Source organism: Micromonospora sp. CCTCC AA 2012012 (assembly GCF_040499845.1).
GTDB lineage: Bacteria > Actinomycetota > Actinomycetes > Mycobacteriales > Micromonosporaceae > Micromonospora > Micromonospora mangrovi.
In genome coordinates, this window is record NZ_CP159342.1 from 4,290,871 (window position 1) to 4,303,126 (window position 12,256).

The following is a 12,256-nucleotide window of genomic DNA, read 5'->3' on the forward strand; positions in this document are numbered from 1 at the left end:
GGTCAGCCCAGCGCCTGCTCCAGATCGGCGAGCAGGTCGTCGACCGTCTCGATGCCGACAGACAGTCGCACGAGATCGCCGGGAACTTCAAGCGGCGAGCCGGCAGCACTTGCGTGTGTCATCCGGCCCGGGTGCTCGATCAGCGACTCCACCCCGCCCAGCGACTCGGCGAGCACGAAGAGCCGGGCCCGGTTGCAGATCTCGACCGCGTGCTCCTCACCGCCGGCGGCGCGGAACGAGATCATGCCGCCGAAGCGCCGCATCTGCTTGGCGGCCACCTCGTGCCCCGGGTGCGACGGCAGACCCGGGTAGATGACCTGGGCGACCTTGGCGTGCCCGTCCAGATAGGCGGCGATCCGCTCGGCGTTGTCGCAGTGCCGGTCCATCCGTACGCCGAGGGTCTTGATGCCGCGCAGGGTGAGCCAGGCGTCGAAGGGTCCGTTGACGGCGCCCATCGCGTTCTGGTGGTAGCGCAGTTCGTCACCGAGCCCGGTGTTCGCGGCGATCAGCGCGCCACCGACCACGTCGGAGTGCCCGCCGACGTACTTGGTGGTGGAGTGGACCACCACGTCGGCGCCGTGCGCGATCGGCTGCTGGAGGTAGGGCGAGGCGAAGGTGTTGTCGACCACGAGCAGGGCGCCGGCGTCGTGCGCGACACCGGCCAGGGCGGCGATGTCGGCGATGCCGAGCAGCGGGTTGGTCGGCGTCTCCACCCAGACGATCTTCGTGCTGCCGGGACGGATCGCGGCCCGTACGGCGTCCGGGTCGGAGACCTTGGCCGGCGTGTACGCCAGCCCCCACCGCTCGGCGACCTTCGCGAAGAGCCGGTACGTGCCGCCGTACGCGTCGTCCGGGATCACCACGTGGTCACCCGGCTTGCAGACGGTACGCAGCAGGGTGTCCTCGGCGGCCAGGCCGCTGGCGAAGGCGAGCCCGACCAGTCCGCCCTCCAGCGCGGCCAGGCACTCCTGGAGCGCGTCCCGGGTGGGGTTGCCGGAACGGCTGTACTCGTAGCCCTGCCGGGGCGCGCCGACGGCGTCCTGGGCGTAGGTGCTGGTCTGGTAGATCGGTGGGATCACCGCGCCGGTGCGGCTCTCAGGGTCCTGGCCGGCGTGGATCGCGAGCGTCTCGAAGCCGTGACTCATTCCCGAGACGTTAGTCCGCCCCGGTCCGGCCCTGACCGGAACCCGGGCGCGGGTCACACCGGCCGCCCTGTCGGGGTGGCGGGCCATACTGGTCCGGTGACCTCGCCCGCACCCCTGCCGTCCCGCCTGGCCGGGGCGGCCGACCGGATCGCTGCCCGGCGGGCGCACCGCACGGCGGCTAGCCTGCATCGATGAGCGGGTGCGTGTTCTGCGGGATCGTGGCGGGCGAGGTGCCGGCCTTCACCGTCGTCGACGAGCCGAACGGGGTGGCGTTCCTGGACACCCGGCCGGTGTTCAAGGGGCACGTGCTGGTCGTGCCCCGCACCCACCTGATCGCCCTGACCGACCTGCCGGCCGACGCGCTGCCCGGCTACTTCGCCCTGGTCCAGCGGCTCGCGGTGGCGGTGGAGAGCGCCCTGGGGGCCGGTGGGACGTTCGTGGCGATGAACAACAAGGTGTCGCAGTCCGTCCCGCACCTGCACACCCACGTGGTGCCGCGGACCAAGGGCGACGGCCTGCGCGGCTTCTTCTGGCCCCGCCACCGCTACGACGACGACGCCGAGGCGCAGGCGTACGCCGACCGGATCGCCGCCGCCCTGATCTGAGGGCGGGCGCGGGAGAAGGGACAGCGGGGCGGAATCACCCCGCAGTAGCATGACCCGCCCTGTTCGGACCGAACCCCCAGGTGAGTCATGTCCTACCCGCAGTACCCGGCAGCCCCCGCCTATCCCCCGCCGCCCGGCCAGCAGCCGCCGAGCTACTCCCCGGGCCACCCCTCGCCGCAGCCGGGACCGCCACCCCCCGGCGCGTACGCCGGCCAGCCCGGACATGCCGGCCAGCCGACCCAGCAGGCATACCCGACCCAGCAGGGCTATCCGGCCCAGCAGACGTATCCGGGGCAGCAGGTGTATCCGGGCCAGGCGTATCCCGCCGGGCAGCCCGGGACGCAGGCGGCCTTCGGGCCGCAGCTCCAGTGCCGGTTCTGCGGCAGCGTTCCTGCCGTCCAGACCACCTTCCGGGGTCACCAGGGGATGCTGGTGATCATGCGGTTCCTGAGCATGCCGGGCCCGTACTGCCGGGACTGCGGGCTGGCGACGTTCCGGGAGATGACCGCCAAGACCCTGGTGCAGGGCTGGTGGGGCTACATCTCGTTCGTGGTCACGCCGTTCACGGTGCTCTGGAACCTGATCGTCAGCCGCAAGGTGCGCAACCTGGCACCGCCGACGCCGACCCGCCAGCAGCGCCCGATGGATCCGGGGCCGGGGCTGCTCATGCGACCGATGACCATCATCGGGCTGGCCATCCCGCTCGCGTTGTTCATCCTGCTCGTCATCATCATCGTGGCCGGGTCCTGACCCGCCCACCGGTGATCGGCGACGGAGCGGGTAAGGAAGTGGGGCCCGGCGGCGTTGCACGCGGGGAGAGGTACGAGAGGAGTCCCACCGTGTTCCTTCGCCGTATGAAGGCCGAGCTGCCCACCCCCGACCAGGCCCTGCCGGGCCGGCCGCTGCCGATGCCGGTCAGCGACCGGCACGAGGTGCTGCCGTCCTCGCTGAAGGGCCCCTTCCCCGAGGGCGCGCAGGTCGCGGTCTTCGGGATGGGCTGTTTCTGGGGCGCCGAGCGGCTGTTCTGGACCCTCCCGGGCGTGCTCACCACGTCGGCGGGTTACGCGGGTGGCAGCACCCCGAACCCGACGTACGAGGAGGTCTGCTCGGGGATGACCGGGCACGCCGAGGTCGTCCAGGTGGTCTACGACCCCGCGAAGATCAGCTACGAGGACCTGCTGAAGGTCTTCTGGGAGAACCACGACCCGACCCAGGGCATGCGCCAGGGCAACGACGTGGGCACCCAGTACCGGTCGGCGATCTACACCACCACCGAGGAGCAGCGCGCCACGGCGCAGGCGTCCCGGGACGCGTTCGCGCCGATCGTGGCGCAGGCCGGCAAGGGTGAGATCACCACGGAGATCGCCCCGCTCGGCGACTACTACTTCGCCGAGGACTACCACCAGCAGTACCTGGCGCCGACGAAGAACCCGAACGGCTACTGCAACCACGGCCCCAACGGGCTGAGCTGCCCGGTGGGCGTGGCCAGGACGGCCTGACCCGTCGGCGGCCGAGCCGCTCGACACTGCTGACGGCAAGGCCACCGGCTTCTGACCGGTGGCCTTGCCGCTGTTCAACCCGCTGCGGCGCTGGCCGCAATCCGTTCGCTACCGGCCCCACGGACTGCGGCCACGGCCGGGGAACCTGGCCGCGTCCCGGATCGCCAGTGCCGGGATCTCGACGATCTGACGGCCAGGCACCTCGCCGGTGCCGTCGGCTCCCCTGTCGAGCTTCACGACCGTCGCCTCGGGCATGCCGAGAAACCTCAGCGTCGCCGCGATCCGCCGCTCCTCACGACTCATTCCGTCGACGGCCGGCGCACCGGCCGCGAATCGGGCGAGATAGCGTTGGCGCCTCCCGGGGACGCGTACCTCGATCTCGCCCATGGAGAGCCAGTCGGGCGCGGGTTCCGGGTCGCCACCCTCGTTCGCGGCCGGGCCCTTCCGGATGGTCCTGACCAGGCCGATCGCCGCGACCACGCCCAGCGCCAGGTTGAGGGCTGCGGCTCCGAGCAGAATTCCGTGGTCGAACCCGAACAGGAGACCGCCGAGTCCGGCGCAGATCACCAGGCCGACGAGGTAGGTGAGAGTTCCCCACCGGGTGTTCAGCCAGCTCAGCATGGCGAGCAGTGTGGCACGGCGGCCGGCGTCCGACGACCCCGTCCCGGTGTGCCGCAACCACGACCCCGAGGTGCTGAGCTGACCGGTCGGCATGGCGCGTACCGCCGGATGATCGACCTGACGTCCGTTTCCGGGCCTGCGGTGTTTGTCACACCGCGGGCCCGGGCCTTTTCGGGCACCGGCACGGAGGCGGCCGAAACCGGCGACGGAGCGTTGCCGGAAACTGTCCCCGGCCGACCCGATCGTCCGTCCCGGAAATGACGGCGCGCATCTTAGCAATCACACCCTGCCCGCGACATCATCTCAACGGGCGAACAGCAACAAGCTCTGGCAGCATTGCCTCGCATGTGCGGACTTGCGGGAGAGTTCCGTCGGGACGGCTCACGCGCCGACGTGTCGGCGGTGGAGCGGATGGCGGCCACGATGAGTGACCGGGGGCCCGACGACAGTGGGGTCTGGTCCCAGGGGCCGACGGCCCTCGGGCACCGTCGGCTGAAGATCATCGACCTGTCGGCGGCGAGCGGGCAACCACTGGTCGACGCCGCGGCGGGGCTGACCGGGGTCTTCAACGGCTGCATCTACAACTACCGCGAGCTGCGCGCCGAGTTGCAGGCCAAGGGGCACCGCTTCTTCTCCTCCGGCGACAGCGAGGTCGTCGTGAAGGCGTACTCCGAGTGGGGGCTCGACTTCGTCGACCACCTGATCGGGATGTTCGCCGTGGCGATCAGCGAGCGGGACACCGGCCGCCTGGTGCTGGCCCGGGACCGGCTCGGCATCAAGCCGCTCTACGTCGCCGAGACCCCCGGCGTGGTGCGCTTCGCCTCCACCCTGCCGGCGCTGCTGGCCGGCGGCGGGATCGACACGAGCATCGACCCGGTGGCGCTCGCCCACTACCTCAGCTTCCACAGCATCGTGCCGCCGCCGCGGACCATCCTGCGCGGCGTCGCCAAGCTTCCCCCGGCCACCGTCCGGGTCTACGAGGCCGACGGCTCCACCCGCGAGCGGGTCTACTGGGATCCCGCCTTCACCCGCTCCGCCGAGCGGGCCGGCTGGTCCGAGCGCGACTGGCAGGACGCCCTGCTGGAGTCGCTGACCACGGCGGTACGCCGCCGGATGGTCGCCGACGTGCCGGTCGGCGTGCTGCTCTCCGGCGGCCTCGACTCCAGCCTGGTGGTCGCGCTGCTCGCCGGGGAGGGGCAGGCGGGACTCGCCACCTTCTCCATCGGCTTCGACGCGGTCGGCGGCCGGGAGGGCGACGAGTTCGTCTACTCCGACCTGGTCGCGAAGACCTTCGGCACCGACCACCACCAGATCAAGGTGCCCACCGGCGACCTGCTGCCGCCGCTGGAGGCCGCCGTGGCGGCCATGAGCGAGCCGATGGTCAGCCACGACTGCGTCGCCTTCTGGCTGCTGAGCCAGGAGGTCGCCCGGCACGTCAAGGTGGTCCAGTCCGGCCAGGGCGCGGACGAGATCCTGGGCGGCTACCACTGGTACCCCCCGCTCGCCGGGGTGGATCGGGAGCAGGCGCTCCAGACGTACGCGAAGGCCTTCTTCGACCGGGACGCGGCCGGCCTGGCCCGGGTGCTCGACCCGGCGTGGCTGGCCGACGGCGACCCGGCCCGGGAGTTCGTCGCCACCCACCTCGCCCGGCCGGGCGCGCAGACCGCGGTCGACGCCGGCCTGCGGATCGACACCCAGGTCATGCTGACCGACGACCCGGTGAAGCGGGTCGACAACATGACCATGGCGCACGGGCTGGAGGCCCGGGTGCCGTTCCTCGACCACGAGTTCGTGGAGCTGGCGGCGAGCTGCCCGCCGGAGCTGAAGCTGGCCCAGGGCGGCAAGGGCGTGCTCAAGGAGATCGGCCGTCGGGTCCTCCCGCACGAGGTCATCGACCGGCCGAAGGGCTACTTCCCGGTGCCCGGCCTCACCCACCTGGAGGGCAAGCTCCTCGACCGGGTGCAGGACGCGCTCACCGCGCCCGAGGCGCGCCGGCGCGGCCTGTTCCGCGCCGACTACGTCGACGCGCTGCTCGCCGACCCGAACGCCGAACTCACCCCGTTGAACGGAAACAAGCTGTGGCAACTGGGACTCCTGGAAATGTGGCTCCAGAGCCACGGAATCGCCTGACCGTGACGGACACCCTCGCCACCGGCGCGGCCCGTACGGACCGGGAACGGGTGCTCGGCCGGCGCCGGGAACGGGTCGGCCCGGGCGGTGACCCGGTCGCCCCGGGCACCCCCGAGCCCAGCACCCGTCCCGCCGACGACGGCGGCGTGGTGCTGGACTGCGGCTGGGGCCGCCTGGTCTTCGGGCAGACCTTCACCGAGCAGGTGGCGGTCGCGCACGTGCTGCGCTCCGAGGCGGCCGGCGCCCGGGACATCTGCATCTATCTGCGCGACCCGCACGTGCTGGTCTCCCGGCTGCCCGACGAGCTGTTCATCGACCCGTCGCTGACCTACCGGCTGCCGCTGGGCGGGCAGCGACCGCCCGCCACCGAGAGCGCCGAGGTCCCCGGGCTGACCGTCCGCCCGCTGCGGGACGCCGAGGACGCCGACGCGGTGAACCGGATCTACGCCCGCAACGGCATGGTCACCGCCCCGGTGGAGGTGCTGGTCGACAACGCCGGCACCGACCGCTTCCTGCACCTGGTCGCCGAGGCCACCACCGGCGAGATCGTCGGCACCATCACCGGCGTCGACCACGTGGCGGTCTTCGCCGACCCGGAGAACGGGGCGAGCCTCTGGTGCCTGACCGTCGACTTCAACACCGCCCCGCCCGGCACCGGGCAGGCGCTGCTGTCGGAGCTGGCGGACCGGCTCGACGAGCGGGGCCGCGCGTTCGTGGACCTCTCCGTGCTGGCCGAGAACTCCGGCGCGATCCGCCTCTACGAGCGGCTCGGCTTCCACCGCACCGGCACGCTCTGCGTGAAGCGGAAGAACCCGATCAACGAACGGCTCTTCCTGCCGGCCACCCCCGAGGGATACGACGAGCTGAACCCGTACGCGAAGATCATCGCGGACGAGGCGATGCGGCGTGGCATCCGGGTGGAGGTCACCGACCCGCGCTGGGGTGAGCTGCGGCTGACCAACGGCGGCCGGACGGTGCACACCCGCGAGTCGCTGTCGGAGCTGACCTCGGCGGTGGCGATGAGCCGCTGCGACGACAAGCGGGTCACCCGCCGGATCCTCACCGAGGCCGGCCTCTCGGTGCCGCGCGGCCGGACCGCGACCGGCGAGCCGGACGACCTCGCCTTCCTCGAGGACGTCGGCCCGGTGGTGGTCAAGCCGGCCCGGGGCGAGCAGGGCAACGGCATCACCGTCGGCGTCCGCACCGCCGAGGCGCTGACCGCCGCCGTGGAGCTGGCCCGCCGGTTCTGCCCGGACGTGCTGATCGAGGAGCTGCGCGCCGGGGAGGACCTCCGGGTGGTCGTCATCGACCACGAGGTGGTCGCCGCCGCCGTCCGCCGCCCCGCGCAGATCACCGGGGACGGGGTGCACGACATCACCGAGCTGATCGAACGGCAGAGCCGGCGCCGGGCCGCCGCCACCGGCGGGGAGTCGCGCATCCCGATCGACGACATGACCCGCGAGGTGGTCGCGGAGGCCGGGCACCGGATGCACGACATCCTCGCCGAGGGCCAGGTGCTGGCCGTACGCCGAACCGCGAACCTGCACACCGGCGGCACCATCCACGACGTGACCGCCGAGCTGCACCCGGTCATCGCCGAGGCGTGCGTGGCGGCCAGCCGGGCGCTGGACGTCCCGGTCACCGGGCTGGACCTGCTGGTCCCCGCCGCCGACCGGCCGGAGCACGTCTTCATCGAGGCGAACGAGCGGCCCGGGCTCGCCAACCACGAGCCGCAGCCCACCGCCGAGCGCTTCGTGGACCTGCTCTTCCCCGGCACCCGGGCGCCGCAGCGGCTCTGGTCGCCGGCCGGCGCGGCAGGTGCCGCGTGAGCCCCCGGCCGCTGGAACTCGACCTCGACTACCTGCGTCAGGTGCTGGTGGAGCTGCTGGAGATCCCCAGCCCGTCGGGGCGTACCGACCACGTCCAGCAGTACGTCGGCGAACGGCTCTCGGCGCTCGGCATCTCCTCCACGCTGACCCGGCGCGGCGCGCTGAGCGCCTGCCTGCCCGGCCCCCGACAGACCGGTGCGGACCGGGCGATCGTGGTGCACACCGACACCATCGGCGGGATGGTGAAGCGGCTCAAGGAGAACGGTCGGCTGGAGCTGAAGACGATCGGTACGCACAGCGCCCGCTTCGCCGAGGGCGCCCACGTGCGGATCTTCACCGACGACCTGGACCGGGTGATCACCGGCCAGGTGCTGCCGCTCAAGGCCAGCGGGCACCGCTACAACGACGACGTCGACCTCCAGGGCGTCGGCTGGCAGCACGTCGAGGTACGGGTCGACGAGCCGGTCGAGGACGTCGCCGGCCTGCGCGCGCTCGGCGTCGACGCGGGCGACTTCGTGGCGTTCCTGCCCAACCCGACGGTCACCACCAGCGGCTTCGTGAAGTCGCGCCACCTGGACGACAAGGCGGGCGTGGCCGCCGTGCTCACCGCGTTCAAGGCGCTGGTCGACGCAGGCGTCACCCCGGCGGTCACCGCGCACCTGCTGGTCACCGTCACCGAGGAGATCGGCCACGGCGCCAGCCACGGCCTCGACCCCGACGTCGCGGAGATCGTCTCGGTGGACGCCGCCGTGGTCGCCCCCGGCCAGCAGTCCCGGGAGGATGCGGCCACCCTCGCGATGGGTGACGGGGTCGGCCCGTTCGACTACCACCTGACCCGCAACCTGGCGTCGATCGCCCGGGAGCACGACGTCGACCTGGTCCGGGACGTCTTCGAGTACTACCGCTCGGACGTCGCGGCGGCGGTCGAGGCGGGCGCGCACGCCCGGGTGGCGCTGCTCGGCTTCGGCGTGGACGCCACCCACGGCCACGAGCGCACCCACCTGGACGGGCTGCGCCACCTCACCCAACTGCTCTGCCTCTATCTCCAGAGCGACCTGGTCTTCCCCGAGTGGGACGCCGAGCCGGAGGGCGACCTGGCCGACTTCCCGTCGCTGGCCGTCCAGCCGGCGTCCGAGGAGGGCCCGCGCGAAGGCCCGATCGGCATCGGCTGACCCGCCGGTATTCCCGGCCCGTCTGTGATCAGAAATCCGTTGCCGCCGCCCCGGAGAAGTGGATAGCGTGGCGGTACACGTGAAGGGAGGTGGTCCAGACTTGTATAGCAATCGGACTCGTGAGGTGGCTGTCCGCTAGCCGCTGTCCTCGACAGTGAAATCTCGTCCGCCGCGAGGCGGGCACAGCTGTAAACGTCGAGACCGTGTGGCAGCGGTGCGGCGAATACCAGGCAGCCACCCGACCCCCGGGGCGCCGACCCAGTCCAGTCGGCCCGTGCGTCAGCGCGGAGCGCCCCGGGGGTCGACCCTTTCTGCGAACGGGACCAGCGTGTCGATGCGGGAACTGGTGGTGCTCGGGACGGCCAGCCAGACGCCGACCCGGGTGCGCAACCACAACGGTTACGTCCTGCGGTGGGACGACGAGGTCATCCTCTTCGACCCCGGCGAGGGCAGCCAGCGGCAGCTGCTGCACACCGGGGTCACCGCGACCGACCTGACCCGGATCTGCGTCACCCACTTCCACGGCGACCACTGCCTCGGCCTGCCCGGCACCATCCAGCGGCTCTCCCTGGACCGGGTGCCGCACCCGGTGGCCGTGCACTTCCCGGCCGGTGGTGCCGAATACTTCGCCCGGCTGCGGCACGCCAGTTCCTTCCACGAGACCGCCGAGCTGCGCGTCGAGCCGATCGACGCGGACGGCCAGCGGATCATCCTGGGCGTCGGCACGCTGGAGGCCCGCCGGTTGCGGCACCCGATCGAGACGTACGGCTACCGGCTCGTCGAGCCGGACGGCTGCCGGATGCTGCCGGAGAAGCTGGCCGCGTACGGGATCGCCGGTCCGGCGGTCGGGGAGCTGCTCCGCGTCGGCCACCTCGACCTCGACGGGCGTCGCGTCACCCGCGACGAGGTGAGCGTGACCCGACCCGGCCAGCGGTTCGCCTTCGTGATGGACACCGGCCTCTGCGACGGCGTGTACGCCCTCGCCGAGCACGCCGACCTGCTGGTCATCGAGTCGACGTTCCTCTCCTCGGAGGCCGCCCTGGCCGCCGAGGTCGGCCACCTCACCGCGGCGCAGGCCGCGCGGGTGGCGACCGAGTCGGGGGTACGCACCCTCCTGCTCACCCACTTCTCCCAGCGGTACGCCGACCCCCGCCGCTTCCACGACGAGGCCCGCGAACACTTCACCGGCGAGCTGGTGATCGCCGAGGACCTGACGACCGTGCCCGTCCCGCCCCGCCGGGTAGCCTCGGCCCGGTGACCGTCACGCTGCGTCCCGCCACCGTCGACGACCTGCTGCCGGTCGGTGCCCTGCACCAGCGGTCCCGGGTGGCCGCGTACTCGTCGTTCCTGCCGGCGCAGGCGCTGGCCGACCCGAGCCCCGAGGCGATGGGGGCGTACTGGCGGGAACGGTGGACCTGGGAACGCGACGAGCACCGGATGACGGTCGCCGAGCGGAACGGCCGGCTGGTCGGCTTCAGCTATCTGGGTCCGGACGACGCGGGCGACCCGGCGACCGGGCTGCTCAACGCCATCCACCTGGAGCCGGCCGAGCGGGGCCGGGGCACCGGGCGGGCGCTGATGGTCGACGCCCTGGCCGCGATGCGGGCCCGCGGCTGGTCCCGGGCGGTGCTGTGGGTGCTGGAGCGCAACCACCCCGCCCGCACCTTCTACGAGCGCGGCGGCTGGACGCCCACCGGCGAGCGCCGCGACGAGCACATCGGCACCGCCCTGGTCCCCCAGCTCCGCTACACCCGGGCGGTGTGAGGATCCACCGCCCTGCCGCACGGAACAGGGCCCGCTCCGATCCCGGAGCGGGCCCTGCGTCGTCGTCGGGTCAGCGGGCGCCGAGGTGGGCGAGCAGGTCCTGGCGGGTGAGCACGCCCTTGGGCTTGCCGTCGACCAGGACGAGGGCCGCGTCGGACTTCTCCAGCAGGCCCACCGCCTCGCTCACCGGCTGGCCGCCGCCGATCATCGGCAGCGGCTCGGCCATGTGCCGCTCGATGGTGTCGTGCAGGTGCGCCTGGCCGGTGAAGAGCGCGTCGAGCAGGTCCTTCTCGGCGATCGAGCCGGCCACCTCGCCGGTCACCACGGGCGGCTCGGCCTTCAGCACGGGGAGCTGGGAGACGCCGTACTCCCGCATGTAGTCGATCGCGTCGCGGACCGTCTCGGTCGGGTGCACGTGCACCAGCTCGGGCAGGCCGCCCGGCTTGCTGGCGAGCGCGTCGGCGACGGTCGGCTCGGTGCCCGAGTTGTCGAGGAAGCCGTACCGGGCCATCCAGGTGTCGTTGAAGATCTTCGAGAGGTAGCCCTTGCCGCTGTCGGGCAGCAGCACCACGATCACGTCGTCCGGGCCGGCCTTGCGGGCCACCTCCAGCGCCGCCACCACGGCCATCCCGCAGGAGCCGCCGACCAGCAGCCCCTCCTCGCGGGCCAGCCGCCGGGTCATCTCGAAGGACTCCTTGTCGGAGACCTCCACGATCTCGTCGGCGACGCTCCGGTCGTACGTCTCCGGCCAGAAGTCCTCACCGACGCCCTCGACCAGGTACGGCCGGCCGGTGCCGCCGGAGTAGACCGAGCCCTCCGGGTCCGCGCCGATGACCTTGACCCGACCCGCGGAGGCCTCCTTGAGATAGCGGCCGATGCCGGAGATGGTGCCGCCGGTGCCGACGCCCGCCACGAAGTGGGTCAGCCCGCCCTCGGTCTGCTTCCACAGCTCGGGGCCGGTGGTCTCGTAGTGCGAGCGCGGGTTGGCCGGGTTGCTGTACTGGTCGGGCTTCCAGGCGCCGGGGATCTCCCGGGCCAGCCGGTCGGAGACGTTGTAGTAGGAGCGCGGGTCCTCCGGCGCGACGGCGGTCGGGCAGACCACCACCTCGGCGCCGTACGCGCGCAGCACGTCCTGCTTGTCCTGGCTGACCTTGTCGGGGCAGACGAAGACGCACTTGTAGCCCTTGAGCTGGGCCACCAGGGCCAGCCCGACGCCGGTGTTGCCGCTGGTCGGCTCGACGATGGTGCCGCCCGGCCGCAGGATCCCCGCCGCCTCGGCGTCCTCCACCATCCGCAGCGCGATCCGGTCCTTCACCGAGCCGCCCGGGTTGAGGTACTCCACCTTCGCCAGGACGGTCGCGCTGATGCCCTCGGTGACGTTGCGCAGCCGTACCAGCGGGGTGTTGCCGATCATGTCGACGACGTTGTCGTAGTACTGCACCTCGTTGTGCCCTTCGTTGCGGCGCCGGCGACGGCGGCCGGGCAGACGTT

General features: G+C 72.3%; 11 protein-coding genes. 8 read left to right on the top strand and 3 right to left on the bottom strand.

The window, feature by feature from the left end:
* Positions 1-2: 2 nt before the first annotated feature.
* Positions 3-1,145 carry a cystathionine gamma-synthase gene (locus tag ABUL08_RS18845; RefSeq protein ID WP_350931231.1) on the bottom strand — a complete coding sequence of 381 codons (1,143 nt, stop codon included), beginning with the start codon at positions 1,143-1,145 and terminating at the stop codon, positions 3-5.
* Between the two features lie 191 nt (positions 1,146-1,336).
* Here ABUL08_RS18845 and ABUL08_RS18850 point away from each other — a divergent pair, with 191 nt between their 5' ends.
* The 3 genes from ABUL08_RS18850 to msrA all read left to right on the top strand — a co-directional run bounded on the left by ABUL08_RS18850 (position 1,337) and on the right by msrA (position 3,249).
* Positions 1,337-1,750: an HIT family protein gene (locus tag ABUL08_RS18850; protein ID WP_350931232.1), complete on the top strand. Its 414-nt coding sequence runs from the start codon at positions 1,337-1,339 to the stop codon at positions 1,748-1,750.
* A gap of 87 nt (positions 1,751-1,837) precedes the next feature.
* Positions 1,838-2,500, top strand: a complete 663-nt coding sequence (locus ABUL08_RS18855) for a hypothetical protein (protein WP_350931233.1) — start codon at positions 1,838-1,840, stop codon at positions 2,498-2,500.
* Positions 2,501-2,589: 89 nt separating this feature from the next.
* Positions 2,590-3,249, top strand: a complete 660-nt coding sequence (gene msrA / locus ABUL08_RS18860) for a peptide-methionine (S)-S-oxide reductase MsrA (RefSeq protein WP_350931234.1) — start codon at positions 2,590-2,592, stop codon at positions 3,247-3,249.
* Between the two features lie 108 nt (positions 3,250-3,357).
* On the opposite strand, the gene ABUL08_RS18865 is transcribed toward msrA, so the two are convergent.
* Positions 3,358-3,870 (bottom strand): hypothetical protein, encoded by a 513-nt coding sequence (locus ABUL08_RS18865; protein ID WP_350931235.1) that lies wholly within the window; start codon positions 3,868-3,870, stop codon positions 3,358-3,360.
* Positions 3,871-4,215: 345 nt separating this feature from the next.
* Between ABUL08_RS18865 and ABUL08_RS18870 the strand changes: the two genes are divergently transcribed.
* The 5 genes from ABUL08_RS18870 (at position 4,216) to ABUL08_RS18890 (ending at position 10,765) form a co-directional block, all read left to right on the top strand.
* A complete protein-coding gene (locus ABUL08_RS18870) occupies positions 4,216-6,000 on the top strand; it encodes an N-acetylglutaminylglutamine amidotransferase (protein WP_350931236.1) in 1,785 nt (594 codons plus the stop codon).
* Between the two features lie 2 nt (positions 6,001-6,002).
* A complete protein-coding gene (gene ngg, locus ABUL08_RS18875; protein ID WP_350931237.1) occupies positions 6,003-7,829 on the top strand; it encodes an N-acetylglutaminylglutamine synthetase in 1,827 nt (608 codons plus the stop codon).
* Positions 7,826-9,001 (top strand): osmoprotectant NAGGN system M42 family peptidase, encoded by a 1,176-nt coding sequence (locus ABUL08_RS18880; protein WP_350931239.1) that lies wholly within the window; start codon positions 7,826-7,828, stop codon positions 8,999-9,001. Before ngg ends, ABUL08_RS18880 begins: the two co-directional genes overlap by 4 nt.
* 328 nt (positions 9,002-9,329) lie before the next feature.
* The gene (locus ABUL08_RS18885) at positions 9,330-10,259 is read left to right on the top strand and encodes a ribonuclease Z (RefSeq protein WP_350931240.1); all 930 of its coding nucleotides are present in this window, start codon (positions 9,330-9,332) and stop codon (positions 10,257-10,259) included.
* Positions 10,256-10,765 carry a GNAT family N-acetyltransferase gene (locus ABUL08_RS18890; RefSeq protein ID WP_350931241.1) on the top strand — a complete coding sequence of 170 codons (510 nt, stop codon included), beginning with the start codon at positions 10,256-10,258 and terminating at the stop codon, positions 10,763-10,765. The genes ABUL08_RS18885 and ABUL08_RS18890 overlap by 4 nt, the downstream gene beginning before the upstream one ends.
* 70 nt (positions 10,766-10,835) lie before the next feature.
* Here the strand turns inward: ABUL08_RS18890 and ABUL08_RS18895 are convergent, their stop codons facing one another.
* A complete protein-coding gene (locus ABUL08_RS18895; RefSeq protein ID WP_350931242.1) occupies positions 10,836-12,206 on the bottom strand; it encodes a cystathionine beta-synthase in 1,371 nt (456 codons plus the stop codon).
* Positions 12,207-12,256 lie beyond the last annotated feature (50 nt).

Bases quoted from the DNA above. Each gene is read 5' to 3' on its own strand.
- ABUL08_RS18855 (WP_350931233.1), top strand. From the start codon at position 1,838: ATGTCCTACCCGCAGTACCCGGCAGCCCCCGCCTATCCCCCGCCGCCC.
- ABUL08_RS18845 (WP_350931231.1), bottom strand. From the start codon at position 1,145: ATGAGTCACGGCTTCGAGACGCTCGCGATCCACGCCGGCCAGGACCCT.
- ABUL08_RS18870 (WP_350931236.1), top strand. From the start codon at position 4,216: ATGTGCGGACTTGCGGGAGAGTTCCGTCGGGACGGCTCACGCGCCGAC.
- ABUL08_RS18850 (WP_350931232.1), top strand. From the start codon at position 1,337: ATGAGCGGGTGCGTGTTCTGCGGGATCGTGGCGGGCGAGGTGCCGGCC.
- ABUL08_RS18865 (WP_350931235.1), bottom strand. From the start codon at position 3,870: ATGCTGAGCTGGCTGAACACCCGGTGGGGAACTCTCACCTACCTCGTC.